The organism is Nocardiopsis sp. SBT366, assembly GCF_001083815.1.
GTDB classification, from domain to species: Bacteria; Actinomycetota; Actinomycetes; order Streptosporangiales; family Streptosporangiaceae; genus Nocardiopsis; species Nocardiopsis prasina.
Genome location: NZ_LAVM01000015.1, coordinates 42,347 through 68,267 on the forward strand (window position 1 = coordinate 42,347; position 25,921 = coordinate 68,267).

The following is a 25,921-nucleotide window of genomic DNA, read 5'->3' on the forward strand; positions in this document are numbered from 1 at the left end:
TGAGGGCGCCCGCCAACAGGACCTTTCCAGGACCTGCTGGGCGGACGCCCCCAGTACGCATCGTAGGGAGACCCCTACAGCTCGGTGACAGTGCCACCGGCGGCGGTGATCTTCTCCTTCGCGGAGCCGGAGAACGCGTTGGCGCTCACCTGCACGGCGACGGTGATCTCACCCGTACCCAGCACCTTGACGAGCTGGTTCTTGCGAACCGCACCCTTGGCGACCAGGCCCTCGACGGTGACCTCGCCACCCTCGGGGTAGAGCTCGCTCAGCTTGTCCAGGTTGACGATCTGGTAGGTCGTCTTGAACCGGGCGTTGCTGAAGCCCTTGAGCTTCGGGATCCGGCGGATGAGGGGCATCTGCCCACCCTCGAAGCCGGGACGAACGGTGTTACGAGCCTTGGTGCCCTTGGTACCGCGACCAGCGGTCTTACCCTTGGAAGCCTCGCCACGACCCTTGCGGATCTTGGCCTTGTTGCTACCCGGGGCGGGACGCAGGTGGTGCAGCTTGAGCAGCTCGTCGGGGTTGTAGTCGCTCATTCTGCGACCTCCTCGACAGTGACGAGGTGCGAGACGATCGTGATCTGCCCGCGAACCTCAGGGCGGTCCTCACGGACGGTGGACTTGCCGATCCGGCCCAGGCCCAGCGACTGGAGAGCAGCGTGCTGCTTCACCTTGCCGCCGATCTTGGAGCGGGTCTGCGTGATCTTGATCTTGGCCATGATCAGGCTCCTGCCTTCGCCTCAGAGCGAGCGCGCAGCATGGCAGCCGGGGCCACATCCTCGATCGGCAGACCACGGCGGGCCGCGATCTCCTCGGGCTGGTTGAGACCCTTGAGCGCCGCCACCGTGGCGTGCACGATGTTCAGCGGGTTGGACGAACCGAGCGACTTGCTCAGGATGTCGTGAATGCCGGCGCACTCCAGGACGGCGCGCACGGGACCACCGGCGATAACACCGGTACCCGGGGCGGCCGGACGGAGCAGGACGACGCCAGCGGCTTCCTCGCCCTGGACCCGGTGCACGATGGTGCCCTGGATGCGGGGGACGCGGAAGAAGTTCCTCTTCGCGGCCTCCACGCCCTTGGCGATCGCGGCCGGAACTTCCTTGGCCTTGCCGTAACCGACACCCACCATGCCGTTGCCGTCACCGACGACGACGAGAGCGGTGAAGGAGAAGCGACGGCCGCCCTTGACGACCTTCGCGACCCGGTTGATGGTCACGACCTTCTCGATGTAGGAGACACCCTTGTCTGCGGCGCCGCCGCGGCGATCGTCACGGCGATCACGCCGTTCGCCACCGGCGCCGCGCCGCGGTGCTGCAGCCATCAGTGATTCCTCTTCTCGTGCTTGTTCTTGGCCAGTACAGAGGTCATGGAACTAGAACTCCAGCCCGCCCTCGCGCGCCGCGTCGGCGAGCTTGGCGATACGACCGGCGTACCGGTTACCACCGCGGTCGAAGACGACCTGGGTGATACCGGCGTCCTTCGCGCGCTGCGCGACGAGCTCACCGACCTTGACGGACTTGTCGGACTTCGTGCCCTCGGCACCCCGCACATCGGTCTCGACGCTGGAGGCGGCGACCAGGGTGTGACCCTTGGAGTCGTCGATCACCTGCGCGACGATGTGCTTGGAGGAACGGAACACGGCCAGACGCGGACGCTCACTGGTGCCCACGACCTTCTTGCGGACCCGGAACTGCCGGCGCTTGCGCGAGGTAGTGGCCTTCGCGGTGCGCTTACGGCTCACGGTGATGCCCATGCCTACTTACCAGCCTTTCCGGCCTTGCGGCGGATGTGCTCACCCTTGTACCGCACGCCCTTGGCCTTGTACGGGTCAGGCTTGCGCAGACCGCGGATGTTCGCGGCGACCTGGCCCACCAGCTGCTTGTCGATGCCCTCGACGTGGAGGATGGTCGGCTTCTCCACGCGGAAGGTGATGCCCTCCGGGGGCTCGATGACCACCGGGTGGCTGAAGCCCAGCGAGAACTCCAGGTTGGAGCCGCGGGCCTGGACGCGGTAACCCACACCGTGGATCTCCAGCGTCTTGGCGTAGCCCTTGGACACACCCTCGACGAGGTTGGCGACCAGTGCACGGGTCAGACCGTGCAGCGACCGGTTCTCCGGCTTGTCGTCAGGACGAGCGACCGTGACGATACCGTCCTCGAAGGAGACGGTGATCGGCTCGGCGATCGTGTGCTTGAGTTCGCCCTTCGGCCCCTTGACAGTGACGTCTTGCCCGTTAATCGTGACTTCGACGCCCTTGGGGACCGAGAGCGGCAGTCGACCGATTCGCGACATGCTTCAGTCTCTCCCTATTACCAGACGTAAGCGAGGACTTCGCCGCCCACGCCACGCTTCTTGGCCTGCTTGTCAGTCATCAGGCCACCGGACGTCGAAATGATCGCCACACCGAGGCCACCCAGCACGCGCGGAAGGTTCTCCTTCTTCGCGTACACCCGGAGACCGGGCTTGGACACCCGGCGGATTCCCGCGATGGAACGCTCACGGGTGGGGCCGTACTTCAGGTCGAGGACGAGGCTCTGGCCCACGGGGGCCTCCTCGGTCCGCCAGCCCTGAATGAAGCCCTCCTGCTGGAGGATCTCGGCGATGTGCGCCTTGATCTTGGAATACGGCATCGTCACGGTGTCGTGGTACGCCGAGTTCGCGTTACGCAGACGCGTCAGCATGTCTGCGATCGGGTCGGTCATCGTCATGGCCGACTGGCCCTTCCTCACCGCGGTTTCCGAGTGCGGGCTTTCCCAGAGCCTGCCTCCCGTCGGGGTTACCCCCGGAGAGTGCACAAACGGACCTTCGGCGTGGTCGTGGGCACCGCGGTCCCTCCCGGGACTGCCGTGCCCTGTTGAATGGATGTTGCTGCACCGACGACCGCCTGGAGGCGGTCACGGTCACTGCTTCGAGCCACCAGTGAGGCGGCGTTTCGGGGGGCCGACCGCGCTAGTGCGCAGGGTCGGCCCCACCGGAAACTACCAGCTCGACTTGGTGATACCGGGCAGCTCGCCCCGGTGGGCCATCTCGCGGAAGCAGATACGGCACAGGCCGAACTTCCGGAAGACGGCGCGGGGGCGGCCGCACCGAGAGCATCGAGTATACGCACGAACGCCGAACTTCGGCTTCCGCTGCGACTTCGCGATCAGCGACTTCTTAGCCATCTGTGGTAACCCCTCAGGCTTCCTTGAACGGGAAACCGAGCCGCTTGAGCAGGCTGCGGCCTTGTTCGTCGGTGGTCGCCGTCGTGACAACCGTGATGTCCATCCCACGCTGGCGGTCGACCCTGTCCGGGTCGACCTCGTGGAACATGACCTGCTCGGTCAGACCGAACGTGTAGTTGCCGTTCCCGTCGAACTGCTTCGGGGAAAGGCCACGGAAGTCCCTGATCCGGGGCAGGGCCAGCGAGAGCAGCCGGTCAAGGAACTCCCACATCCGGTCACCGCGCAGCGTGACGCTGGCGCCGATCGGCTGACCCTCGCGCAGCTTGAACTGCGCGATGGAGTTCTTGGCCCGGTTGATCTTCGGCTTCTGCCCGGTGATCGCCGTGATGTCGGCGATCGCGCCCTGGATCAGCTTCGCGTCCCGAGCCGCCTCGCCCACGCCCATGTTGACCACGATCTTCGTGAGACCGGGGATCTGCATGACGTTGGCGATGTCGAACTCGTCCTTGAGGCCCGCAGCGATCTCGTTGCGGTACTTCTCCTTGAGTCGCGGCATCGGAGGTGCGGTGATGTCGTTGGTAACCGTCATCAGATGTCCTTACCGGTGCGACGGGAGACCCGAACCTTGGTTCCGTCTTCCTCGAAGCGGTAGCCGACCCGAGTGGCCTTGCCGTCCACGGCGAGCGCAACATTGCTCACGTGGATGGGGGCCTCCTTGGTGACGACCTCGCCCTGCTGGCCGCCCGCCGGGTTGGCCTTCCTGTGCTTCTTGACCAGGTTGACGCCCTCGACGATGACACGGTCTTCCTTCGGCAGGGCCTTGACGACCTTGCCGGTGGCACCCTTGTCCTTGCCGGCGAGAACGATGACCTCGTCGCCAGATTTGATCTTCATCGCTTAGAGCACCTCCGGCGCCAGCGAAATGATGCGCATGTACTTCTTGTCACGCAGCTCACGGCCGACCGGGCCGAAGATGCGGGTGCCTCGCGGGTCCCCACCGTCCTTGATGAGCACGGCAGCGTTCTCATCGAAGCGGATGTAGGAGCCGTCGGGCCGGCGGCGCTCCTTGACGGTGCGCACGACAACGGCCTTGACGACGTCGCCCTTCTTGACTCCAGCGCCAGGCAGGGCGTCCTTCACCGTGGCGACGATCGTGTCGCCGATCCCGGCGTAGCGCCGACCCGAGCCACCGAGAACACGGATGGTAAGGATCTCCTTGGCACCCGTGTTGTCGGCGACCTTGAGTCGCGACTCCTGCTGAATCACGTCTGCTCCTGATGTGATGCGTGCGGTCCACTGCCGCACGGCTAGGTGGTCTCACCCCTCGCGTCGGCGGCCGACAACGCGTGCCGGCCGCCAACAGGCTGGGGTTACTTAGCCTTCTCCAGGATCTCCACGACGCGCCAACGCTTCGTCGCGGAGAGCGGCCGGGTCTCCATCATGCGGACCCGGTCGCCGACGCCAGCGGAGTTCGCCTCGTCGTGCGCCTTGTACTTGGTCGTCCGTCGGATGACCTTGCCGTACAGGGCGTGCTTGACGCGGTCCTCGACCTCGACAACGACGGTCTTGTCCATCTTGTCGCTGACGACGTAGCCCTCGCGCACCTTGCGGTAGTTGCGCGTCGCGGTCTGGTTCTCACTCATTCGGCTGCTTCCTTCGTCTCCTCAGCCGACTCACCAGACAGCGGGACGATGCCCAGCTCGTGCTCGCGCAGGACCGTGTAGATCCTGGCGATCTCGCGCTTGACAGTGCGCAGACGGCTGTGGTTGTCGAGCTGGCCGGTGGCGGCCTGGAAGCGGAGGTTGAAGAGCTCTTCCTTGGCTTCCTTGAGCTTCGTGACCAGGTCCTCGACGGACTGGTCGCGCAGCTCGTGGGCAGTCACGGACTTCGCCACTACTCCCACACCTCCCGCTTAACAAACTTGCACTTCATCGGGAGCTTGTGCATCGCACGGCGCAGGGCCTCCTTGGCCACGGCCTCGGGCACGCCCGACAGCTCGAACATCACGCGACCCGGCTTGACCGGCGCGACCCACCACTCGGGCGAACCCTTACCGGAGCCCATGCGGACCTCGGCAGGCTTCTTCGTCAGCGGACGGTCCGGGAAGATGTTGATCCACACCTTGCCGCCACGCTTGATGTGACGCGTCATGGCGATACGAGCGGACTCGATCTGACGGTTCGTCACGTAAGCCGACTCCAGGGCCTGGATGCCGAACTCACCGAAGGTGATCGTCGTTCCGCCCTTGGCCTTGCCGCGAAGGTCCGGGTGGTGCTGCTTCCGGTACTTCACCTTGCGAGGAATAAGCATCGGTCAGCTCCCCTCGGTCTTCGGGGCCTCGGCCGAAGCACCAGCCTTGGCGTCAGTGCCCGGGGCGCCAGCGGCACCGCCACGACGGCGACGCTGCGGACGCTCGCGGCGCTGACCGCCACCGGCGGTGCGCTGCGCGGCCTGAGCGGCCTCGCGCTCGGCGCGGGTCACAGGGGCGTCGCCCTTGTAGATCCACACCTTGACACCGATGCGACCGAACGTCGTACGGGCCTCGAAGAAGCCGTAGTCGATGTCGGCGCGCAGCGTGTGCAGCGGGACGCGACCCTCGCGGTAGAACTCCGAGCGGGACATCTCAGCCCCACCCAGGCGGCCACCGCACTGGATACGAATGCCCTTGGCGCCACTCTTCATGGCGCTCTGCATGGCCTTGCGCATCGCGCGGCGGAAAGCCACGCGGCTGCTCAGCTGCTCAGCGACGCCCTGGGCGACGAGCTGCGCGTCGATCTCGGGGTTCTTGACCTCGAAGACGTTCAGCTGCACCTGCTTGCCAGTGAGCTTCTCAAGGTCCGTACGGATCCGGTCGGCCTCGACGCCGCGGCGGCCGATGACGATGCCCGGCCGGGCGGTGTAGACGTCCACGCGGACACGGTCACGGGTGCGCTCGATCTCCACCTTGGAGATGCCCGCGCGCTCCATGCCACGGGTCAACATCCGACGGATCGCGACGTCTTCCTTGACGTAGTCCTTGTAGGACTTGTCGGCGTACCAGCGGCTCTTGAAGTCGGTGGTGATGCCGAGGCGGAACCCGTGCGGGTTTACCTTCTGCCCCACTATCGGGTCCTTTCCTTGGTCTTGGACGAGGCGCCCGCGCCCTCAGCGACGACCACGGTGATGTGGCTCGTGCGCTTGGTGACTCGGAAAGCCCGGCCGAAGCCTCGGGGACGAATGCGCTTCAGGGTCGGACCCTCGTCCACCCAGACGCGCTCGACCACCAGGGACTCGCGGTCCAGCTTGTCGTTGTGCTCAGCGTTGGCGATGGCGCTTGCCAGCACCTTGCCAACGGGCTCGCTCGCCGACTGGGGCGCGAACCGGAGCACCGCCTGTGCCTCGTCAGCGGGCAACCCGCGAATAAGGTCCGCCACCCGGCGAGCCTTTCGGGGCGTAACGCGGACGAACCGCGCCTGTGCCCTCGTTCCCATCGCTTTTCCCTCGCTCACGGAAATTCCTTCCCCACTCACCGTGGAGAAAATGGTTCTTACAACTGCTGCAACCGCTAGCGGCGGCTGCGGCGGTCGTCCTTGACGTGGCTACGGAAAGTACGCGTGGGAGCGAACTCACCGAGCTTGTGGCCGACCATCGACTCCGACACGAACACCGGAACGTGCTTGCGGCCGTCGTGGACGGCGATCGTGTGACCGATCATCTCCGGGACGATCATGGATCGCCGGGACCACGTCTTGATGACGTTCTTGGTCCCCTTCTCGTTCTGAACTTCCACCTTCTTGATGAGGTGGTCGTCGACGAAGGGACCCTTCTTAAGGCTACGTGGCATCAGACGTGCTCCTTACCGCTTCTTCTTACCGCTACGCCGACGCCGCACGATCAGCTTGTCGCTGGCCTTGTTCTTGGCCCTGGTCCGGCCTTCCTTCTTGCCCCAGGGGCTGACCGGGTGACGACCACCGGAGGTCTTGCCCTCACCACCACCGTGCGGGTGGTCGACCGGGTTCATGACCACACCACGGACGGTCGGGCGCTTGCCCTTCCACCGCGAGCGGCCGGCCTTGCCCCAGTTGATGTTGGACTGCTCGGCGTTGCCGACCTGACCAACCGTGGCGCGGCAGGAGATCTCGACCATGCGCATCTCACCGGAGGGCATACGCAGCGTGGCGTAACGGCCCTCCTTGGCGAGGAGCTGGATCTGCGACCCCGCGGAACGACCCAGCTTGGCACCGCCACCGGGCTTCAGCTCGACCGCGTGCACGAACGTACCCGTGGGGATGTTGCGCAGCGGGAGGCAGTTGCCCGGCTTGATGTCGGACTGGGGGCCGTTCTCGATCTTGTCGCCCTGCTTGAGGCCGGCGGGCGCCAGAATGTAGCGCTTCTCACCGTCCACGTAGTGGAGCAGAGCGATCCGAGCGGTGCGGTTGGGGTCGTACTCGATGTGAGCGACCTTGGCCGGCACGCCGTCCTTGTCGTGACGACGGAAGTCGATCACGCGGTAGGCGCGCTTGTGGCCACCACCCTGGTGACGAGCGGTGATCCGGCCGTGGCCGTTACGACCGCCCTTGGAGTGAAGCGGACGGACCAGGGACTTCTCCGGCTCCGAACGCGTGATCTCGACGAAGTCGCTCACGCTGGAGCCGCGACGACCCGGCGTCGTCGGCTTGTACTTCCGAATGCCCATCTTCTTCGCGCATTCCTTTACGTGTTGCTTGACATGTAGCGGTCAGACCCGGGAAAGGTCAGACACCGAAGATGTCGATCCGCTGGCCGTCGGCCACGCTGACGATCGCGCGCTTGGTGTCGGGACGCTTCCCGAAACCGAAACGGGTCCGCTTGCGCTTACCCTTCCGGTTGATCGTGTTCACGTTCGTGACCTTCACTTCGAAGATCTTCTCGATCGCGATCTTGATCTGGGTCTTGTTGGCGTCCGGGCGAACGATGAACGTGTACTTGTTCTCGTCCATGAGCCCGTAGCTCTTCTCGGAGATCACCGGCTCGACGATGATGTCCCGGTGGTCGGCGATCCTCACTGGTCGTCCTCCTCGGACTCAGCGGCCTTCGAGGCACCGGCCGCGTGGGCCAGGAACTCGGCGTAGCCCGCCTCAGTGAAGACCACGTCGTCCGCGTAGAGGACGTCGTAGGTGTTCACCTGGTCCGCGTCGAGGATGTGGACCTCTTCGAGGTTGCGCAGGGCGCGCCGGTTGTGCTCGTCCTCGCGGGCCAGGACGACGAGAACCTTGTCGGACTCGGTGACCTGACGCAGCGCCTTCAGAGCGGTCTGCGTGAACTTGCTCTCCGCGCCCTCACCGACGAACTCGGTGACGACGTGGATGCGGCCGTGGTTGGCCCGGTCCGAGAGGGCACCGCGCAGGGCGGCGGCCTTCATCTTCTTCGGGGTCCGCTGGCTGTAGTCACGCGGCTGGGGACCGTGAACGGTGCCACCACCGGTGTACTGCGGGGCGCGGATCGAGCCCTGACGGGCGCGACCGGTTCCCTTCTGGCGGTAGGGCTTCTTGCCACCGCCGCGGACCTCGCCGCGGGTCTTGGTGGCGTGGGTGCCCTGCCGACCGGCAGCCAGCTGGCCGTTCACGACCTGGTGGATCAGCGGAATGCTGACCTGCTGGGCGAAGACGGACTCGGGGAGCTCAACGCTGCCCTTGGAGCCGCCCTCAGGGTTCTTGACCTCGATCTGGGTCATGGCTTACTTGTCCCCCTTCACAGCGGTGCGGACGAGCACCAGACCGCCGTTGGGACCCGGGACAGCACCCTTGACCAGGATGAGGCCCTTCTCCGCGTCCACTGAGTGAACGGTCAGGTTCTGGACGGTCTTGCGCACGTTACCCATGCGCCCGGCCATCCGCATGCCCTTGAAAACGCGGCCGGGAGTGGCGCAGCCGCCGATGGAGCCGGGAGAGCGGTGCTTACGCTGGGTGCCGTGCGAGGCGGAGAGACCACGGAAACCGTGGCGCTTCATCACACCGGCGAAACCCTTGCCCTTGCTCTTGCCCGTGACGTCGACCTTCTGGCCGATCTCGAACGCCGCGGCGTCGACCTCCTGGCCGAGCGTGTACTCGGAGGCGTCGGTCGTACGCACCTCGACGTAGTGACGGCGCGGGGTCAGGTCGTTCGCACGCAGGTAGTCGCCCAGGGGCTTGTTGACCTTGCGAGGGTTGATCTGCCCGTAGCCGAGCTGGATGGCGGAGTAGCCATCGGTGTCGGGGGTCCGGATGCGGCTCACGACGCACGGACCGGCCTTCAGGACGGTCACGGGCACCATCTTGCCCGCGTCGTCGAAGACCTGGGTCATGCCGAGCTTTTCGCCCAGAACTCCCTTGATCTGCTTGGTGGCCATGTCTGTGCGTCCTTAAAGCTTGATCTCGATGTCAACGCCAGCCGGGAGGTCGAGTCGCATGAGCGAGTCGACCGTCTTCGGCGTGGGGTCGATGATGTCGATCAGCCGCTTGTGGGTGCGCATCTCGAAGTGCTCGCGCGAGTCCTTGTACTTGTGCGGCGATCGGATGACGCAGTAAACGTTCTTCTCCGTCGGCAGCGGCACCGGGCCCGCGACCTGTGCGCCAGTTCGCGTCACAGTCTCAACGATCTTGCGCGCCGAGCTGTCGATGACCTCGTGGTCATAGGCCTTTAGCCGAATGCGGATCTTCTGTCCCGCCATGTGGCCTGTTCGTCCTTCGCTTCAGTGTCCGTAACGGTGAGCTGTCCGGTCACAGACGCCCAGGCCCGTCGGCGAATCCGCCGGCGTGTTGGCCGTGAGCCCCTATTCCCTTGAGAAACCGCAACAGGGCTTGCCCCTGCGGTGCGTCACCGTCACAGAGCCCGATGACGTCTTGTCAGTGTGGCGGGCGGGCCGCCGTGAAGCGGCCCACCCACCACGTTGGGGCGGCTCCGGAAGGGGCCACCCCAACGTGTGTGCTACTTGAGGATCTTCGTGACGCGACCCGCGCCCACGGTCCGGCCACCCTCACGGATGGCGAACTTGAGGCCCTCTTCCATCGCGACCGGCTGGATCAGGTTGACGGTCATCTCGGTGTTGTCACCGGGCATGACCATCTCCGTGCCCTCCGGCAGCGTCACGACGCCGGTGACGTCAGTGGTGCGGAAGTAGAACTGCGGGCGGTAGTTGTTGAAGAACGGCGTGTGGCGGCCACCCTCGTCCTTGGACAGGATGACGACCTGGCCCTCGAACTCGGTGTGCGGGGTGGTCGTGCCGGGCTTGATCACGACCTGGCCGCGCTCGACGTCCTCGCGCTTGATGCCGCGCAGGAGCAGACCGACGTTGTCGCCAGCCTGACCGTTGTCGAGCAGCTTGCGGAACATCTCAACACCGGTGACGGTGGTGGTCTGCTTGTCTTCCTTGATGCCGACGATGTCAACGGTCTCGTTGACGTTGACGACGCCGCGCTCGATACGACCGGTGACGACGGTGCCGCGACCGGTGATCGAGAAGACGTCCTCGATCGGCATGAGGAAGGGCTTCTCGGTGTCACGCTCGGGCTCGGGAATGAAGCTGTCCACGGTGCCCATGAGCTCCAGGACGGCCTTGCCCCACTCCGCGTCGCCCTCGAGGGCCTTGAGAGCCGAGACCTTGGTGACGGGGATGTCGTCGCCGGGGAACTCGTACTCGCTGAGGAGCTCACGGACCTCGAGCTCGACGAGCTCGAAGATCTCCTCGTCGTCCACCATGTCGGCCTTGTTCAGGGCGACGACGATGGCGGGGACGCCGACCTGGCGGGCCAGGAGGACGTGCTCCTTGGTCTGCGGCATCGGACCGTCGGTGGCGGCCACGACCAGGATCGCGCCGTCCATCTGCGCGGCACCCGTGATCATGTTCTTCACGTAGTCAGCGTGACCGGGGCAGTCGACGTGGGCGTAGTGACGCGCCTCGGTCTGGTACTCGACGTGAGCGACGGAGATGGTGATACCGCGCTCGCGCTCCTCAGGAGCGTTGTCGATGTCCTCGAACGGGGTGAACGGGTTCAGCGCCGGGTACGCGTCGTGCAGCACCTTGGTGATGGCCGCGGTCAGCGTGGTCTTGCCGTGGTCAATGTGACCGATGGTGCCGATGTTGACGTGCGGCTTAGTCCGCTCGAACTTTTCCTTCGCCACTGGAAGTCTCCTAGACGTACAGATCTATCGACTGTGGTCCAACCCCGCGGTCGCGGGGTACAGCCTGGTTGCTTGCTCGCGACTACTCGCCGCGAACCTTCGCCACAATTTCTTGGGCGACAGCGGACGGAACCTCCGCGTAGGAGTCGAACACCATCGAGTAGTTGGCTCGACCCTGGGTACGGCTGCGCAGGTCACCCACGTAGCCGAACATTTCCGAAAGGGGCACCTGGGCCTTGACGAGACGGACGCCGGAACGCTCGTCCATGGACTGAATCTGTCCACGGCGGGAGTTCAGATCACCGATCACGTCACCCATGTACTCCTCAGGGGTGGTGACCTCGACGGCCATGACCGGCTCGAGAAGAGTCGGCTTCGCCAGGCGGACGGCCTCCTTGAAGGCCATCGAACCGGCGGTCTTGAACGCCATCTCGGACGAGTCGACGTCGTGGTACTGACCGTCCGTCAGGCTCACCTTGATGCCGACGAGCGGGTAGTGCGCGAGCACGCCCAGCTCAGCGGCCTCCTGGCAGCCGGCGTCGACCGAGGGGATGTACTCCCGCGGGATGCGGCCACCGGTGACGGCGTTGACGAACTCGTACCCGGACGCGTCGCCGTCCTCGGACGTGAGCGGCTCGAGGTCGATCTTGACCTTGGCGAACTGGCCCGACCCACCGGTCTGCTTCTTGTGGGTGTAGACGTGGCCTTCGACCTTCTTGCGAATGGTCTCACGGTAGGCCACCTGGGGCTTACCGATGTTCGCCTCGACCTTGAACTCGTCGCGCATGCGGTTGACCAGCACCTCGAGGTGCAGCTCGCCCATGCCGGAGATCACGGTCTGACCGGTCTGCTCGTCCGAGGCCACCTGGAAGGAGGGGTCCTCGTCCGCCAGACGCTGGATCGCGATGCCCAGCTTCTCCTGGTCGCTCTTGGTCTTCGGCTCGATGGCCACCTCGATGACCGGAGCCGGGAACGTCATGGACTCCAGGACGATCGGAGCACCCTGCTCGCAGAGCGTCTCGCCGGTCGTGGTGTCCTTCAGACCCATGACCGCGACGATGTCGCCCGCACCAGCGGCGGGGATCTCCTCGCGCTTGTTGGAGTGCATCCGGTAGACCTTGCCGATGCGCTCCTTGCGGCCCTTGAGGCTGTTCAGCACCTGGGTGCCGGCCTCGAGGACGCCGGAGTAGATCCGCACGTAGGACAGCTTGCCCAGGTGGGGGTCGCTGACGATCTTGAAGACCAGGGCCGAGAACGGCTCCTCCACGCTCGGCTTGCGCTCGAGCTTGGTCTGCTCGGTCTCGTCCTTGGGGTCGTGACCGTCGATGGCCTCGACGTCCAGGGGCGAGGGGAGGTAGTCGACGACCGCGTCGAGCAGGGGCTGGACGCCCTTGTTCTTGAAGGCGGTACCGCAGACGACCGGGATGGCCGTACCGGCGATGGTGGCGCGACGGATCGCGGGCACCAGCTGCTCGACGGTGGGCTCCTGGCCCTCGAGGTACATCTCCATGATCTCGTCGTCGGCCTCGGCCAACGTCTCGAGGAAGAAGTCGCGCGCCTCACGAGCCGCGTCCGCGTGGGACTCGGGGATCTCGATGGTGTCGTACATCTCGCCGAGCACGGCCTCGTCGTTCCAGACGTAGGCCTTCATGCGGACGAGGTCGATGACGCCCTTGAAGTCGCTCTCGGCACCGATCGGCAGCTGGATCGGCATGGCGTTCGCGCCGAGGCGCTCACGGAACATGTCGACACAGCGCTGGAACTCGGCGCCGATCTTGTCCATCTTGTTGACGAAGCAGATACGCGGCACGTTGTACCGGTCGGCCTGACGCCAGACCTGCTCCGACTGGGGCTCGACGCCTTCCTTGGCGTCGAACACCGCGACGGCGCCGTCAAGGACACGCAGCGACCGCTCGACCTCGACCGTGAAGTCGACGTGGCCGGGCGTGTCGATGATGTTGATCGTGGTGTCGTTCCAACTGGTGGTGATCGCAGCCGAGGTAATGGTGATACCCCGCTCCTGCTCTTCCTTCATCCAGTCCATCGTCGAGGCGCCGTCGTGCGTCTCGCCGAGCTTGTGGTTGACACCCGTGTAGTAGAGGATCCGCTCGGTCGTCGTGGTCTTGCCCGCGTCGATGTGGGCCATGATGCCGATGTTGCGGACCTTGGCCAGGTCAAGCAAAGTCTTAGCCATGTGGCTCGTCTTCCCTAGGTCTCAAGGAATCGATTCGCCGCGGGGTTACCAGCGGTAGTGGGCGAAGGCCTTGTTCGACTCGGCCATCTTGTGCGTGTCCTCACGCTTCTTGACAGCCGCGCCCAGACCGTTGCTGGCGTCAACCAGCTCGTTCATCAGACGCTCGGTCATGGTCTTCTCACGACGCTGACGCGAGTAGGAGACCAGCCAGCGCAGGGCCAGCGTGGTGGACCGGGAGGCGCGAACCTCGACCGGCACCTGGTAGGTCGCGCCACCAACGCGGCGGCTGCGGACCTCCAGCGCGGGCTTGACGTTGTCCAGGGCTCGCTTGAGAACGACGAGCGGGTCCTGACCGGACTTCTCCCGGGCGCCCTCGAGGGCGTCGTACACGACCGCCTGAGCGATGGAGCGCTTGCCGTCGAGGAGCACCTTGTTGATCAGTGCGGTGACGAGCGGCGAGCCGTAGACCGGGTCGGTGATGAGCTGGCGCTTCGGCGCCGGGCCCTTGCGCGGCATGCTTACTTCTCCTTCTTGGCGCCGTAGTGGCTACGGGCCTGCTTGCGGCCTCGGACACCCTGGGTGTCGAGCGAACCGCGGACAATTCGGTAGCGAACGCCCGGCAGGTCCTTCACACGACCGCCACGAACCAGCACGATGCTGTGCTCCTGGAGGTTGTGACCAATGCCGGGGATGTAGGCCGTGACCTCGATGCCGCTGCTCAGCTTGACGCGAGCGACCTTACGCAGAGCGGAGTTCGGCTTCTTCGGCGTAGTGGTGTAGACACGCGTGCACACACCACGACGCTGCGGACTCCCCTTCAGCGCCGGGGTCTTGTTCTTTGCGACCTTGTCCTGTCGGCCCTTGCGGACCAGCTGCTGGATGGTGGGCACCGCGTCTCCGTCTTCCTCGTGACCTACGCCGGTTCTCGTAGCCGATATCGCTATTGACCTGCTGAATTCCCCGAACCTCCCCGACCCCCGTGGTCGGGCGTGTCGCCCTCGTTCCCACGCATGGCGAACGGATGCACACCCGGTCGGAGACCGATTCACAGGAGGGGGTTCACCTGCGCCGCGCGCCCCGTGTCCATCCTGAGGAGAACTGGGGCGCCGCACACGCACGTGTGACCCGTCGACTCACGGGCACAATCACACAGGCTACCGCTAACCGAACATGCGGTCAAAACGGTGTGCGACATGGCGAGACAAGCGGAACCGGATCTCGCGTAGCCGTGGGTCTCAAACAGTCTACGTGCTCCCCGGCGCGCTTCGCCCAGGGTTTCCCATCAAAGGGCCGACAACGGGGACGGCCGCTTCCCGGAGGACCCGATTGTCCCCCGAAAAGCGGCCGGGTTTCTACAGAACGAACCAGATCGCGACGGAGATCACCGTCACGAGGATGCCGATGACCGCGAAGACGGTGCCCGTGGTGATCAGGCCCAGCCCGTCGAGGGTCCCTCGCGACTCCCGGATCGCCCGCTTGGCCTTGGGGCCGGTGACGAACAACGCCAGGATCGCGGTGATCACACCGAGGCCCGGGATCACCGAGGCCAGACCCAGCCACAGGGTGACGTTCGCTCCGGGTTCGGTGTCGGCCAGGAAGTCGATGCTGTCGTAGCCCGGGTAGTCGCCGTCGTCCCGGGCCTCGTCGAAGCCCGGGAAGTCCTCGGCGATCTTGTCCCGGCGCCGCTTGGCGGGCTTGGGCCGCTCCGGCATCCCGTAGTCGGCCGGGGTGAAGTCGTCCTCGTAGTCCGTCTCCACCTCCCCGCGGTCCCGGTCGTCCTCGTCCGATGGATCGTCCTCGTAACGGTCCTCGGAATCGTCGCGACCGGGGGACGGGTCCTCCTCGAAGGACGGCGCGCTGAACATCTGGGTGGCGCCCTCACCGCCGCGCCAGGAGTCGTCGCCCTCCTCGTCGCGGTCGGACTCGGGGTCGTCCTCGTGGTCCTTCGTCCTGGCGCGCGACTGCATGTCCGCGATGGCGGCCAGGGGGTCCTCGGAACTGGGGACGGCGGCGGACAGTGTGCCGGTGTCCGGCTCGTCGTCCTCCCCCCAGTCCCCGTACTCGTCCCGGGGCGTCTCCCGACGGCGTCGCTCCGCGTCCCGGACCACGTCGGGAAGACGCGGATCGTTGCGGTCGAAGGCCCAGGTGTTGCCCGTGCCGCCATCGGGCGCAGAGAGCTCGTCGTCGTAGCGGTCGGTGGACCGAGCTCCCTCGACGGGACGCGGGGACAGCTCGTCGTCGTACCGGTCACCGCTGTAGGAGGAGGTGCGGGTCTGGTCGGACCACGGCCGCTCGGCCTGTTCCGCCCACGGCTCGGTGGTACCCGAGGCCTTCCACGTGTCCCCGGTGTCCTCGCTCGGGCTCCAGCTGTCCAGCCCGCCCGTGCCGGACCACTCGCTCGACTGTTCCCGGTCCGACTTCCAGAGTTCCTCGCCGGGGCCCGTGGGGCGCCAGCTGTCCTGGAGGGGATCGGAGTCCTGGGAGGCCCACGAGTCCGAAACCGAGCCGGGGCCCGAGACCGTCGGGTACGGCGTGTCCGCGTCCAGCGAGGAATCCGGGTTCCGCGAGGACCACGAGTCCGACGCGGAGCCGGGACCCGAAACGGTCGGGAACGGCGCATCCGCGTCCAGCGAGGAGTCCGAGCCCCACGACCCCTCACCGGGGCCGGAGGGCCGGGAGGTCCAGGAGGACGCACCGGAAGCCGGAGCCTCGGGGTCCCCCGAACCCCACGCGTCCCCGGAGTCCGACGGAGACCACGGGGCCACATCAGCCTCAGGCGACTCGGAGCCACGCGAGGCAGCGGAGTCCCGCGAACCCCACGCGTCACCCGAGGAACCAGAGTCCAGCGGGGACCACGAGTCCGCACCGGAGTCCGACCCCCGCGAACCCCACGAGTCCGAACCGGAGTCGAGAGGGGCATCCGAGGTGTACCCGGCGGCGGAGGAGTCCGCGTCCCAGGACCCCAGGGGCGACCGCGCACCGCTCACGGCATCCGACCCCGGCGAGGCGGCGCCCCACGCGTCATCGGAGGGCCCGGAGTCCGGGGAGTGCCACGGGGCAGCGTCGGTGTCGTACGGATCGGAACCACGCGGGGCAGCGGAGTCCTGCGAGGACCAGGAGTCCCCGACAGAACCAGAGCCCCCAGGAGCACCCGAGGGCTCGAAGCCCGAGGACGCGAGCGGATCAGGGTCCCCGGCACCCCACGAATCACCGGACGAACCGGAGTCCTGCGCAGACCACGGGGTCACATCGGCCTCAGGCGACTCGGACCCACGCGAGGCCCACGGGTCACCGGCCGAACCGGAGTCGAAAGAGGCACCGGTGGCCGAAGACACCGAACTCCAGGAACCCTGGGACGACAGGGCGTCGGGATCCGAACCCCGCGAGGCAGCGGAATCCCCCGAACCCCACAGTTCACCGGCGGAACCGGAGTCCTGAGCAGGACCGGAAACAGACTCCTGCGGCGACCACGCGTCCTGCCCGAGGGCCGCACCGAGTGAGTCATCGGAGAGACCGGAGTCCGGCGAGCGCCACGGGGCAGCGCCGGCGTCATAGGCATCGGAACCACGCGGGGCAGCGGAGTCCTGCGAGGACCAGGAGTCACCAACAGACCCAGCGTCCCCAGGAGCACCCGAGGGCGCGAAGCCAGAGGACGCAAGCGGATCAGAGTCCCCGGAACCCCACGAATCACCGGACGAACCGGAGCCCGGCGAGGACCACGGCGCCACGTCAGCGTCAAGCGACTCGGACCCACGCGAGGCCCACGAGTCACCGGCCGAACCGGAGTCGAGAGCAGCATCCGCGGTGTACCCGGCAGCCGAGGACTCGGATCCCCAGGAGGCCTGGGACGTCCGCGCGTCGGGATCCGAAGCCCACAGGTCACCCGCGGAACCGGAGTCCGGGGCGGAGCCGGGGACGGACTCCTGCGGCGACCACGCATCCTGCCCGAGGTCCGCACCACGTGAGTCACCGGACAGACCGGAGTCCGGGAAGGACCACGCGGCAGCGTCGGCGTCATACGCATCGGAACCACGCGGGGCAGCGGAGTCCCGCGAAGACCAGGAGTCGCCAACAGACCCAGAGCCCCCAGGAGCGCCAGAGGCGTCCCCGAAGGGAGCCCCGGAATCCCTGGAGCCAGGGGTCGGGGCCAGGGGCATCCAGGCGTCCCGCGCGGAATCGGATCCCAGCGAAGAGTCGGCGTCCCGCGAACCCCACGAGTCGCCGGAGGTGCCGTAGAGGCCGGAGTCGCCAGGAGCACCCGGGGTGTACCCGGCGGTCGGAGACTCCGAGCCCCGGGAGCCCGGCGCGGAAGCCGAACCCTGCGAATCCCCGGAGTCCCGGCCGGGGCCCGAGAGGGACTCCTGCGGGTTCCACGGGTCCTGGGCAGGGGTGGGCTCCCCCCTCGCGGGAGCGGTGCGCTCACCGGCGGGAGAGGCCTCCTCCCACGAGCGGCGGGAGTTGGCCCAACTGTCGTCCTCGGGGGGCAGCGGCACCTCGGCGCTGGCCGCGATGCCCGGGTACCCGGGCTCGCGGACGGCGAGGGGGTCCTCCCCCGGGAAACGGGTCACCGGCTCGTAGGCGGACGTGCCCGCGCCCGGGTACGAGATACCCGGTGTCGAGGGCGGACCACCCAGTGCGTCCGGGTACGGCTCCACCATCGCCGGACGCGAGGCGCTCAGCCCCGCGTAGCCGCCGCTGTCGGGGAAGACCGCGCCCTCCGCGCTCCCCTCCCCAGGGTTGGCCGCCGCGTCCTCCTCGAGGGGGTCCTGGTACTCCGACTGTGTGCGGTAGCGGTTCTCGCTGGGCTTGAACCAGGAGTCCCCGTCCGCATCGGACGCACGGTTGCCCGGCGTCCCGCCCCCGTTATCAGTCACTTGCCTGCTCTCCCGACAGCGCCGTAGCGCCCTCTCCCCGTCCGCACCGCAGTGTACGAACCGACAACGACGAAACGGCGGCGGGGCCACCCCCGGTGATGGGGGTGGCTGACCACCGCCGTCAGCTCAACCAACGTTCAGGTTGGACCTACCGGTTGTACGGACCGAAGTCGTACTCCTCCAGCGGAACGGCCTCGCCCGAACCCTGACCGAAGGTGTACTCGCTGGGCTCCTCGTAACCGGAGACCGAGTACATCGAGGCCTTGGCCTCCTCGGTCGGCTCCACCCGGATGTTGCGGTACTGCGGAATACCGGTACCGGCCGGGATGAGCTTACCGATGATGACGTTCTCCTTGAGGCCCAGCAGCGGGTCGCTCTTACCGTGGATCGCGTTCTCGGTCAGCACGCGGGTGGTCTCCTGGAAGGAGGCCGCCGACAGCCAGGACTCCGTGGCCAGAGAGGCCTTGGTGATACCCAGCAGCACCGGACGTCCGGCGGCGGGCTGGCCGCCCTCGGACACGACGCGTCGGTTGATCCGCTCGAACTTCGGCCGCTCGACCATCTCACCGGGCAGGAGCTCGGTGTCACCGGACTCCAGGATGTTCACCCGCTTGAGCATCTGGCGGACGATGATCTCGATGTGCTTGTCGTGGATGGACACACCCTGCGACTTGTACACCTCCTGGACCTCCGACACGAGGTGCTGCTGCACCGCGCGCGGGCCCTGGATGCGAAGAACCTCGTGCGGGTTGATCGCACCCTGGATGAGCTGCTGGCCGACCTTGACGTGGTCGCCGTCGCTCACCAGGAGCTGCGCACGCATCGGGACCGGGTAGGCGATCTCGTCCGTGCCGTCGTCGGGGATGACGACGATCTTGCGGCTCTTCTCGGTGTCGTCGACCCTGATCCGCCCCTCCATCTCGGAGATCGGGGCCACACCCTTGGGGACGCGGGCCTCGAAGAGCTCCTGGACACGGGGCAGACCGTGGGTGATGTCCTGACCGGCCGAACCACCCATGTGGAAGGTACGCATGGTCAGCTGGGTACCGGGCTCACCGATGGACTGGGCCGCGATGATACCGATCGCCTCACCGACGTCCACCGGCTTGCCGGTCGCCATGGAGCGGCCGTAGCAGGTGGTGCAGACACCGATCTTCGCCTCACAGGTCAGCGACGAGCGGATGCGCACGCGGGTGACCCCGGCGGCGACCAGCTTGTCGATGTTCTGCTCGGAGGTGTCGGACAGCGCCGGAAGGACGAGGTTGCCCTCGGGGTCCAGCGTGTCCTCGGCGATGGTCCGACCGAAGCCGGTGTTCTCGACGTTGTGCTTGCGCACGACGACGCCGGCGGCGTTCTTCTCACCGATCTCGTGCCACAGCGAACGGTCCGTGCCGCAGTCGATCTCGCGGACGATGACGTCCTGCGCGACGTCCACCAGACGACGGGTCAGGTAACCCGAGTCGGCGGTACGCAGGGCGGTGTCGGCCAGACCCTTGCGCTGACCGTGCGTGGAGATGAAGTACTCCAGCACGGACAGGCCCTCACGGTAGGAGGACTTGATCGGACGCGGGATGGTCTCACCCTTGGTGTTGGAGACCAGACCCCGGATACCGGCGATCTGGCGCACCTGCATCGGGTTACCACGCGCACCGGACTGGACCATCATCCACACCGGGTTGTCGGCGGGGAAGTTGTCCTCCATGTCCTTGGCGACCTCGGCCGTGGCCTGGGTCCACACCTCGGTGAGCTCCTGACGGCGCTCGTCGTCGGTGATCAGACCGCGGTCGTACTCGCGCTGGATCTTGTCGGCCTTGCGCTCGTACCCACCGAGGATCTCGGCCTTGTGCGGAGGCGCGACGACGTCCTCGATGCCGATGGTCAGACCGGACCGGGTGGCCCAGCGGTAACCGGCGTCCTTCAGGGCGTCCAGGGTCGTGGCGACCTGGACCTTGGGGTAGTTCTCGGCGAGGTCGTTGACCAGCACCGAGACCTGCTTCTTGCCCACCTGGAAGTTGACGTACGGGTAGTCCACCGGGGTGGCCTCGTTGAAGAGGTACCGGCCCAGCGTGGTCTCCAGGACGTAGACGTCGCCCTGCTCCCAGCCCTCCGGCGGCGTCCAGTCCTTGGGCGCGGGAGCGCCGTCGGCGATACGCAGCCGGATCTTGGCCTGAAGGTCCAGGTCGCCCAGGTCGTAGGCCATGATGGCCTCGGCCGGGGAACGGAAGGCACGACCCTCGCCCGCGGCACCCACGCGCTCGGTCGTCAGGTAGAACAGGCCGATGATCATGTCCTGGGTGGGCATGGTCACGGGCTTGCCGTCGGACGGCTTGAGGATGTTGTTGGTGGCGAGCATCAGCAGCCGCGCCTCGGCCTGGGCCTCGGCGGACAGCGGCAGGTGCACGGCCATCTGGTCACCGTCGAAGTCCGCGTTGAACGCGGTGCACACGAGCGGGTGGATCTGGATGGCCTTGCCCTCGACCAGCTGCGGCTCGAAGGCCTGGATGCCCAGGCGGTGCAGCGTCGGAGCACGGTTCAGCAGCACCGGGTGCTCGGTGATGACCTCTTCGAGGACGTCCCACACGACGGGGCGGGACCGCTCCACCATGCGCTTGGCGCTCTTGATGTTCTGCGCGTGGTTCAGGTCCACCAGGCGCTTCATCACGAACGGCTTGAAGAGCTCCAGGGCCATCTGCTTGGGCAGACCACACTGGTGCAGCTTCAGCTGCGGGCCGACGACGATGACCGAACGGCCGGAGTAGTCGACGCGCTTGCCGAGCAGGTTCTGACGGAAACGACCCTGCTTGCCCTTGAGCATGTCGGACAGCGACTTGAGCGGACGGTTACCGGGACCGGTGACCGGGCGACCACGGCGGCCGTTGTCGAACAGCGCGTCGACGGCCTCCTGAAGCATCCGCTTCTCGTTGTTGACGATGATCTCGGGCGCGCCCAGGTCCAGCAGCCGCTTGAGGCGGTTGTTCCGGTTGATGACGCGGCGGTACAGGTCGTTGAGGTCGGAGGTCGCGAAGCGGCCACCGTCCAGCTGCACCATGGGACGCAGGTCCGGCGGGATCACCGGGATGCAGTCCAGCACCATGCCCATGGGGCTGTTGGTGGTGTTGAGGAACGCCGAGACGACCTTGAGCCGCTTCAGGGCGCGGGCCTTCTTCTGGCCCTTGCCGGTGCGGATGGTCTCCCGGAGCTTCTCCGCCTCCTCGTCCAGCTCGAAGTTGGACAGGCGGTCCTGGATCGCCTGGGCGCCCATGCCGCCACGGAAGTACTTCCCGAAGCGGTCGCGCATCTCGCGGTAGAGCATCTCGTCGCCCTCGAGGTCCTGGACCTTGAGGTTCTTGAAACGGCTCCACACCTCGTCGAGGCGGTCGATCTCGCGCTGGGCGCGGTCGCGCAGCTGGCGCATCTCACGCTCGGCGCCCTCGCGCACCTTGCGGCGCGCGTCGCCCTTGGCACCCTGCTCCTCGAGCTCGGCCAGGTCGGCCTCGAGCTTGCGGTGGCGCTCCTCGATGGTGGAGTCGCGACGCTGCTCCAGGTGCTGCTTCTCGACCGAGATCCGGGCTTCCAGCGACTGGAGGTCGCGCTCACGGGCCTCGGTGTCCACCCACGTGACCATGTAGGCGGCGAAGTAGATGATCTTCTCGAGATCCTTCGGCGCCAGGTCCAGCAGGTAGCCCAGGCGGGAGGGCACGCCCTTGAAGTACCAGATGTGCGTGACGGGAGCGGCCAGCTCAATGTGGCCCATCCGCTCACGGCGCACCTTGGCACGGGTCACCTCGACGCCGCAGCGCTCACAGATGATGCCCTTGAAGCGGACGCGCTTGTACTTGCCGCAGTAGCACTCCCAGTCCCGGGTCGGACCGAAGATCTTCTCGCAGAAGAGTCCGTCCTTCTCGGGCTTGAGGGTGCGGTAGTTGATGGTTTCGGGCTTCTTGACCTCGCCGTGCGACCACTGGCGAATGTCATCAGCGGTGGCGAGGCCAATCCGCAGCTCGTCGAAGAAGTTGACGTCGAGCACTTAATTCGTCCCCTGCTCTCGAATCCCGCGGAAGTTAGACCTCTTCGACACTGCTCGGCTCTCGCCTGCCCAGGTCGATTCCCAGTTCTTCCGCGGCGCGGAAGACGTCCTCGTCACTGTCCCGCATCTCGATGGACATACCGTCACTGGACAGCACCTCCACGTTCAGACAGAGCGACTGCATCTCCTTGATGAGCACCTTGAAGGACTCAGGGATGCCCGGCTCGGGGATGTTCTCGCCCTTGACGATGGCCTCGTAGACCTTGACGCGACCCACCACGTCGTCGGACTTGATGGTGAGCAGCTCCTGGAGCGCGTAGGCGGCGCCGTAGGCCTCCAGCGCCCAGACCTCCATCTCACCGAACCGCTGACCGCCGAACTGCGCCTTACCACCCAGCGGCTGCTGCGTGATCATGGAGTACGGGCCGGTGGAACGGGCGTGGATCTTGTCGTCCACGAGGTGGTGGAGCTTCAGGATGTACTTGTAGCCGACGGAGATCGGCTCGGCGAAGGGCTCACCGGTGCGGCCGTCGAACAGGCGGGCCTTGCCGTCCTCGTTGATGAGGCGGTTGCCGTCCTTGTTCGGGCGGACCGACTGGATGAGGCCGCTGAGCTCGTCACCGTGCAGGCCGTCGAAGACCGGCGTGGCCACGCGCGAGTTCGGGTCGACCTCTGCCGCTCCGATCGCGTGCAGCGACTTCTGCCACTCCTCCTCGACACCCTCGACCAACCAGCCGTTCTTGGCCAGCCAGCCCAGGTGGACCTCCAGTACCTGACCGACGTTCATTCGGCCGGGGACGCCCAGCGGGTTGAGGATGATGTCGACGGGGGTGCCGTCCTCCAGGAAGGGCATGTCCTCCTGGGGCAGGATCTTCGAGATGACGCCCTTGTTGCCGTGACGGCCGGCGAGCTTGTCACCATCGGTGATCTTGCGCTTCTGGGCCACGTAGACGCGGACCATCTCGTTGACGCCGGGGGCGAGCTCGTCGCCCTCGTCGCGGCTGAACACGCGAACGCCGATGACCTTGCCGGTCTCGCCGTGCGGCACCTTCAGGGAGGTGTCGCGGACCTCGCGGGCCTTCTCGCCGAAGATGGCGCGCAGCAGGCGCTCCTCCGGGGTCAGCTCGGTCTCACCCTTGGGCGTGACCTTGCCGACGAGGATGTCGCCGTCGACGACCTCGGCGCCGATGCGGATGATGCCCCGGTCGTCGAGGTCGGCCAGGACCTCCTCGCTGACGTTGGGGATCTCGCGGGTGATCTCCTCCGGGCCGAGCTTGGTGTCACGGGCGTCGACCTCGTGCTCCTCGATGTGGATCGAGGAGAGGACGTCGTCCTGCACCAGACGCTGGCTGAGGATGATCGCGTCCTCGTAGTTGTGGCCCTCCCAGGACATGTAGGCCACGAGGAGGTTCTTGCCCAGCGACATCTCGCCCTGGTCCGTGGACGGACCGTCGGCGAGGACCTGCTTGACCTCGATGCGCTGACCCTCGTGCACGATGGGGCGCTGGTTGAAGCAGGTGCCCTGGTTGGAGCGCTGGAACTTGCCCATGCGGTACGTCTTGCGCGTGCCGTCGTCGGCCATCACGGTGACGTAGTCGGCGGTGACGTCCTCGACCACACCGGCCTTCTCGGCGATGATGACCTCGCCGGCGTCGGTGGCGGCGCGGTACTCCATGCCGGTGCCGACGAAGGGCGACTCGGCGCGCAGCAGCGGCACGGCCTGGCGCTGCATGTTGGAGCCCATGAGCGCGCGGTTGGCGTCGTCGTGCTCCAGGAACGGGATCATGGCGGTGGCGACCGACACCATCTGGCGCGGCGACACGTCCATGTAGTCGACCTCGTCGGTGCTGACCTGCTCGAACTCCCCGCCCTTACGACGGACGAGCACGCCGGCCTCGGCGAAGCTCCCGTCCGGGTTCATCGGGGTGTTCGCCTGCGCGATGACGTAGCGGTCCTCTTCGTCAGCGGTCAGGTAGTCGACCTGCTCGGAGACCTTGCCCTCGATGATCTTGCGGTACGGGGTCTCGACGAACCCGAAGGAGTTCACCCGGCCGTAGGCGGCGAGCGAGCCGATCAGACCGATGTTCGGGCCCTCAGGCGTCTCGATCGGGCACATGCGTCCGTAGTGCGAGGGGTGCACGTCACGGACCTCGAAGCCCGCGCGCTCACGGGACAGACCGCCCGGACCCAGCGCCGAGAGGCGGCGCTTGTGGGTCAGACCCGCGAGCGGGTTGGTCTGGTCCATGAACTGGGACAGCTGCGAGGTGCCGAAGAACTCCTTGATGGAGGCGACGACGGGACGGATGTTGATCAGGGTCTGCGGCGTGATCGCCTCGACGTCCTGGGTGGTCATCCGCTCGCGGACGACGCGCTCCATACGGGCCAGGCCCAGGCGGACCTGGTTCTGGATGAGCTCGCCGACGGTGCGCAGGCGACGGTTGCCGAAGTGGTCGATGTCGTCGGTCTCGACCGGACGGAGGCCGAGGACGGTCTCCTTCTCGATCTCACCCGCGTGCAGGCGCACGAGGTAGTCGATGGTCGCGACGATGTCCTCTTCGGTGAGGGTGCCCTGCGTGAAGTCGGTGTCGAGGCCGAGCTTCTTGTTGATCTTGTACCGGCCGACCTTGGCGAGGTCGTAGCGCTTGGGGTTGAAGTACAGGTTCTCCAGCAGCGCCTGGGCCGACTCCTTCGTGGGCGGCTCTCCCGGACGCAGCTTGCGGTAGATGTCCAGCAGCGCGTCGTCGGTACCGGCGGTGGGGTCCTTCTCCAGGGTGTTGCGGATCGACTCGTACTGGCCGAAACGCTCCAGGATCTGGTCAGTGGTCCAGCCCAGCGCCTTGAGCAGGACGGTGACGCCCTGCTTGCGCTTGCGGTCGATGCGGACTCCGACGAAGTCGCGCTTGTCGACCTCGAACTCGAGCCAGGCGCCGCGGGACGGGATGACCTTGCAGCCGAAGAGGTCCTTGTCCGAGGTCTTGTCGACGGACTTGTCGAAGTACACGCCCGGGGAGCGGACCAGCTGGGACACGACAACGCGCTCGGTGCCGTTGATGATGAAGGTGCCCTTGACGGTCATGAGCGGGAAGTCGCCCATGAACACCGTCTGGCTCTTGATCTCACCGGTGTCGTTGTTGATGAACTCCGCCGTGACGAACATCGGGGCGGAGTACGTCATGTCCTTGTCCTTGCACTCCTCCTCGGAGTACTTGGGCGGCTCGAACCGATGGTCACGGAACGAAAGAGACATCGTGCCCGAGAAGTCCTCGATCGGGCTGATCTCCTCGAAGATCTCTTCGAGACCGGACTGCTCCGGAACGTCCTTGCGGCCGGCGTTGCGGGCCGTCTCGACCCGGGTCTTCCACGTGTCGTTGCCCAGCAGCCAGTCGAACGACTCGGTCTGCAGGGCCAGAAGGTTCGGAACCTCAAGGGGTTCCTGGATACGGGCGAAAGAAACGCGGTGCGGACCAAGGGCGTTAGCGGAGGCGTTGCGCGAGGCTGCCAACAGGGGTCCTTCCGAAGGCTTGTGGCGGTTGAAGCGC

28 protein-coding genes are annotated in these 25,921 nt (G+C 66.5%); all 28 read right to left on the reverse strand.

The window, feature by feature from the left end; genetic code table 11:
- Nucleotides 1-74: 74 nt before the first annotated feature.
- Nucleotides 75-539, reverse strand: coding sequence for a 50S ribosomal protein L15 (gene rplO, locus ADX84_RS06660; RefSeq protein WP_049569146.1), 465 nt, complete (start codon nucleotides 537-539; stop codon nucleotides 75-77).
- On the reverse strand, nucleotides 536-721 hold the full coding sequence (gene rpmD / locus ADX84_RS06665; RefSeq protein WP_017542991.1) for a 50S ribosomal protein L30: 186 nt from the start codon (nucleotides 719-721) through the stop codon (nucleotides 536-538). Before rpmD ends, rplO begins: the two co-directional genes overlap by 4 nt.
- 2 nt (nucleotides 722-723) lie before the next feature.
- Nucleotides 724-1,326: a 30S ribosomal protein S5 gene (rpsE, locus tag ADX84_RS06670; RefSeq protein WP_017578630.1), complete on the reverse strand. Its 603-nt coding sequence runs from the start codon at nucleotides 1,324-1,326 to the stop codon at nucleotides 724-726.
- 51 nt (nucleotides 1,327-1,377) lie between these two features.
- Nucleotides 1,378-1,758, reverse strand: coding sequence for a 50S ribosomal protein L18 (rplR, locus tag ADX84_RS06675; RefSeq protein ID WP_017542993.1), 381 nt, complete (start codon nucleotides 1,756-1,758; stop codon nucleotides 1,378-1,380).
- Between the two features lie 2 nt (nucleotides 1,759-1,760).
- Complete coding sequence (rplF, locus tag ADX84_RS06680; protein ID WP_017542994.1) at nucleotides 1,761-2,297, reverse strand: 50S ribosomal protein L6; 537 nt, start codon at nucleotides 2,295-2,297, stop codon at nucleotides 1,761-1,763.
- Nucleotides 2,298-2,314: 17 nt separating this feature from the next.
- Entirely contained in the window at nucleotides 2,315-2,713 is a 399-nt protein-coding gene (gene rpsH / locus ADX84_RS06685) for a 30S ribosomal protein S8 (protein WP_026119486.1), read from the reverse strand.
- A 270-nt stretch (nucleotides 2,714-2,983) separates the two neighbouring features.
- A complete protein-coding gene (locus ADX84_RS06690; protein WP_013156124.1) occupies nucleotides 2,984-3,169 on the reverse strand; it encodes a type Z 30S ribosomal protein S14 in 186 nt (61 codons plus the stop codon).
- Between the two features lie 13 nt (nucleotides 3,170-3,182).
- The gene (rplE, locus tag ADX84_RS06695) at nucleotides 3,183-3,758 is read right to left on the reverse strand and encodes a 50S ribosomal protein L5 (RefSeq protein WP_049569149.1); all 576 of its coding nucleotides are present in this window, start codon (nucleotides 3,756-3,758) and stop codon (nucleotides 3,183-3,185) included.
- Nucleotides 3,758-4,063, reverse strand: coding sequence for a 50S ribosomal protein L24 (rplX, locus tag ADX84_RS06700; protein WP_017542997.1), 306 nt, complete (start codon nucleotides 4,061-4,063; stop codon nucleotides 3,758-3,760). The genes rplE and rplX overlap by 1 nt, the downstream gene beginning before the upstream one ends.
- A gap of 3 nt (nucleotides 4,064-4,066) precedes the next feature.
- The gene (gene rplN / locus ADX84_RS06705) at nucleotides 4,067-4,435 is read right to left on the reverse strand and encodes a 50S ribosomal protein L14 (protein ID WP_013156121.1); all 369 of its coding nucleotides are present in this window, start codon (nucleotides 4,433-4,435) and stop codon (nucleotides 4,067-4,069) included.
- A gap of 104 nt (nucleotides 4,436-4,539) precedes the next feature.
- Nucleotides 4,540-4,812, reverse strand: coding sequence for a 30S ribosomal protein S17 (rpsQ, locus tag ADX84_RS06710; RefSeq protein ID WP_017542998.1), 273 nt, complete (start codon nucleotides 4,810-4,812; stop codon nucleotides 4,540-4,542).
- Nucleotides 4,809-5,063 carry a 50S ribosomal protein L29 gene (rpmC, locus tag ADX84_RS06715; RefSeq protein ID WP_017542999.1) on the reverse strand — a complete coding sequence of 85 codons (255 nt, stop codon included), beginning with the start codon at nucleotides 5,061-5,063 and terminating at the stop codon, nucleotides 4,809-4,811. The genes rpsQ and rpmC overlap by 4 nt, the downstream gene beginning before the upstream one ends.
- Complete coding sequence (gene rplP / locus ADX84_RS06720) at nucleotides 5,063-5,479, reverse strand: 50S ribosomal protein L16 (RefSeq protein ID WP_026128979.1); 417 nt, start codon at nucleotides 5,477-5,479, stop codon at nucleotides 5,063-5,065. The genes rpmC and rplP overlap by 1 nt, the downstream gene beginning before the upstream one ends.
- A gap of 3 nt (nucleotides 5,480-5,482) precedes the next feature.
- The gene (gene rpsC, locus ADX84_RS06725; RefSeq protein WP_049569156.1) at nucleotides 5,483-6,271 is read right to left on the reverse strand and encodes a 30S ribosomal protein S3; all 789 of its coding nucleotides are present in this window, start codon (nucleotides 6,269-6,271) and stop codon (nucleotides 5,483-5,485) included.
- Nucleotides 6,271-6,639: a 50S ribosomal protein L22 gene (rplV, locus tag ADX84_RS06730; protein ID WP_017543002.1), complete on the reverse strand. Its 369-nt coding sequence runs from the start codon at nucleotides 6,637-6,639 to the stop codon at nucleotides 6,271-6,273. The genes rpsC and rplV overlap by 1 nt, the downstream gene beginning before the upstream one ends.
- Nucleotides 6,640-6,713: 74 nt before the next feature.
- Nucleotides 6,714-6,992: a 30S ribosomal protein S19 gene (gene rpsS / locus ADX84_RS06735; RefSeq protein ID WP_017543003.1), complete on the reverse strand. Its 279-nt coding sequence runs from the start codon at nucleotides 6,990-6,992 to the stop codon at nucleotides 6,714-6,716.
- A gap of 12 nt (nucleotides 6,993-7,004) precedes the next feature.
- The gene (rplB, locus tag ADX84_RS06740; protein ID WP_017543004.1) at nucleotides 7,005-7,844 is read right to left on the reverse strand and encodes a 50S ribosomal protein L2; all 840 of its coding nucleotides are present in this window, start codon (nucleotides 7,842-7,844) and stop codon (nucleotides 7,005-7,007) included.
- 58 nt (nucleotides 7,845-7,902) lie between these two features.
- The gene (gene rplW / locus ADX84_RS06745; RefSeq protein ID WP_017543005.1) at nucleotides 7,903-8,193 is read right to left on the reverse strand and encodes a 50S ribosomal protein L23; all 291 of its coding nucleotides are present in this window, start codon (nucleotides 8,191-8,193) and stop codon (nucleotides 7,903-7,905) included.
- Nucleotides 8,190-8,861, reverse strand: coding sequence for a 50S ribosomal protein L4 (rplD, locus tag ADX84_RS06750; RefSeq protein WP_049569159.1), 672 nt, complete (start codon nucleotides 8,859-8,861; stop codon nucleotides 8,190-8,192). The genes rplW and rplD overlap by 4 nt, the downstream gene beginning before the upstream one ends.
- 3 nt (nucleotides 8,862-8,864) lie before the next feature.
- Complete coding sequence (gene rplC / locus ADX84_RS06755; RefSeq protein WP_017543007.1) at nucleotides 8,865-9,515, reverse strand: 50S ribosomal protein L3; 651 nt, start codon at nucleotides 9,513-9,515, stop codon at nucleotides 8,865-8,867.
- A gap of 12 nt (nucleotides 9,516-9,527) precedes the next feature.
- The gene (gene rpsJ, locus ADX84_RS06760) at nucleotides 9,528-9,836 is read right to left on the reverse strand and encodes a 30S ribosomal protein S10 (RefSeq protein WP_013156110.1); all 309 of its coding nucleotides are present in this window, start codon (nucleotides 9,834-9,836) and stop codon (nucleotides 9,528-9,530) included.
- Between the two features lie 257 nt (nucleotides 9,837-10,093).
- The gene (gene tuf / locus ADX84_RS06765; protein ID WP_049569164.1) at nucleotides 10,094-11,287 is read right to left on the reverse strand and encodes an elongation factor Tu; all 1,194 of its coding nucleotides are present in this window, start codon (nucleotides 11,285-11,287) and stop codon (nucleotides 10,094-10,096) included.
- Between the two features lie 82 nt (nucleotides 11,288-11,369).
- Nucleotides 11,370-13,481 carry an elongation factor G gene (gene fusA / locus ADX84_RS06770; RefSeq protein WP_049569167.1) on the reverse strand — a complete coding sequence of 704 codons (2,112 nt, stop codon included), beginning with the start codon at nucleotides 13,479-13,481 and terminating at the stop codon, nucleotides 11,370-11,372.
- A gap of 45 nt (nucleotides 13,482-13,526) precedes the next feature.
- On the reverse strand, nucleotides 13,527-13,997 hold the full coding sequence (gene rpsG, locus ADX84_RS06775; protein ID WP_017543010.1) for a 30S ribosomal protein S7: 471 nt from the start codon (nucleotides 13,995-13,997) through the stop codon (nucleotides 13,527-13,529).
- Nucleotides 13,998-13,999: 2 nt separating this feature from the next.
- Nucleotides 14,000-14,371, reverse strand: a complete 372-nt coding sequence (gene rpsL / locus ADX84_RS06780; protein ID WP_014912437.1) for a 30S ribosomal protein S12 — start codon at nucleotides 14,369-14,371, stop codon at nucleotides 14,000-14,002.
- A gap of 462 nt (nucleotides 14,372-14,833) precedes the next feature.
- Complete coding sequence (locus ADX84_RS06785) at nucleotides 14,834-16,246, reverse strand: hypothetical protein (RefSeq protein WP_049569172.1); 1,413 nt, start codon at nucleotides 16,244-16,246, stop codon at nucleotides 14,834-14,836.
- 2,257 nt (nucleotides 16,247-18,503) lie between these two features.
- A complete protein-coding gene (locus tag ADX84_RS06795; protein ID WP_049569178.1) occupies nucleotides 18,504-22,382 on the reverse strand; it encodes a DNA-directed RNA polymerase subunit beta' in 3,879 nt (1,292 codons plus the stop codon).
- 34 nt (nucleotides 22,383-22,416) lie between these two features.
- Nucleotides 22,417-25,884, reverse strand: a complete 3,468-nt coding sequence (gene rpoB, locus ADX84_RS06800) for a DNA-directed RNA polymerase subunit beta (protein WP_049569180.1) — start codon at nucleotides 25,882-25,884, stop codon at nucleotides 22,417-22,419.
- Between the last annotated feature and the right edge of the window lie 37 nt (nucleotides 25,885-25,921).

What these genes read in the sequence shown, in the direction of transcription:
- rplO (WP_049569146.1), bottom strand. Translation starts at nt 539, where the DNA reads ATGAGCGACTACAACCCCGACGAGCTGCTCAAGCTGCACCACCTGCGT.
- rpmD (WP_017542991.1), bottom strand. Translation starts at nt 721, where the DNA reads ATGGCCAAGATCAAGATCACGCAGACCCGCTCCAAGATCGGCGGCAAG.
- rpsE (WP_017578630.1), bottom strand. Translation starts at nt 1,326, where the DNA reads ATGGCTGCAGCACCGCGGCGCGGCGCCGGTGGCGAACGGCGTGATCGC.
- rplR (WP_017542993.1), bottom strand. Translation starts at nt 1,758, where the DNA reads ATGGGCATCACCGTGAGCCGTAAGCGCACCGCGAAGGCCACTACCTCG.
- rplF (WP_017542994.1), bottom strand. Translation starts at nt 2,297, where the DNA reads ATGTCGCGAATCGGTCGACTGCCGCTCTCGGTCCCCAAGGGCGTCGAA.
- rpsH (WP_026119486.1), bottom strand. Translation starts at nt 2,713, where the DNA reads ATGACGATGACCGACCCGATCGCAGACATGCTGACGCGTCTGCGTAAC.
- ADX84_RS06690 (WP_013156124.1), bottom strand. Translation starts at nt 3,169, where the DNA reads ATGGCTAAGAAGTCGCTGATCGCGAAGTCGCAGCGGAAGCCGAAGTTC.
- rplE (WP_049569149.1), bottom strand. Translation starts at nt 3,758, where the DNA reads ATGACGGTTACCAACGACATCACCGCACCTCCGATGCCGCGACTCAAG.
- rplX (WP_017542997.1), bottom strand. Translation starts at nt 4,063, where the DNA reads ATGAAGATCAAATCTGGCGACGAGGTCATCGTTCTCGCCGGCAAGGAC.
- rpsQ (WP_017542998.1), bottom strand. Translation starts at nt 4,812, where the DNA reads ATGAGTGAGAACCAGACCGCGACGCGCAACTACCGCAAGGTGCGCGAG.
- rplP (WP_026128979.1), bottom strand. Translation starts at nt 5,479, where the DNA reads ATGCTTATTCCTCGCAAGGTGAAGTACCGGAAGCAGCACCACCCGGAC.
- rplV (WP_017543002.1), bottom strand. Translation starts at nt 6,639, where the DNA reads ATGGGAACGAGGGCACAGGCGCGGTTCGTCCGCGTTACGCCCCGAAAG.
- rpsS (WP_017543003.1), bottom strand. Translation starts at nt 6,992, where the DNA reads ATGCCACGTAGCCTTAAGAAGGGTCCCTTCGTCGACGACCACCTCATC.
- rplB (WP_017543004.1), bottom strand. Translation starts at nt 7,844, where the DNA reads ATGGGCATTCGGAAGTACAAGCCGACGACGCCGGGTCGTCGCGGCTCC.
- rplD (WP_049569159.1), bottom strand. Translation starts at nt 8,861, where the DNA reads ATGACCCAGATCGAGGTCAAGAACCCTGAGGGCGGCTCCAAGGGCAGC.
- rplC (WP_017543007.1), bottom strand. Translation starts at nt 9,515, where the DNA reads ATGGCCACCAAGCAGATCAAGGGAGTTCTGGGCGAAAAGCTCGGCATG.
- rpsJ (WP_013156110.1), bottom strand. Translation starts at nt 9,836, where the DNA reads ATGGCGGGACAGAAGATCCGCATTCGGCTAAAGGCCTATGACCACGAG.
- fusA (WP_049569167.1), bottom strand. Translation starts at nt 13,481, where the DNA reads ATGGCTAAGACTTTGCTTGACCTGGCCAAGGTCCGCAACATCGGCATC.
- rpsG (WP_017543010.1), bottom strand. Translation starts at nt 13,997, where the DNA reads ATGCCGCGCAAGGGCCCGGCGCCGAAGCGCCAGCTCATCACCGACCCG.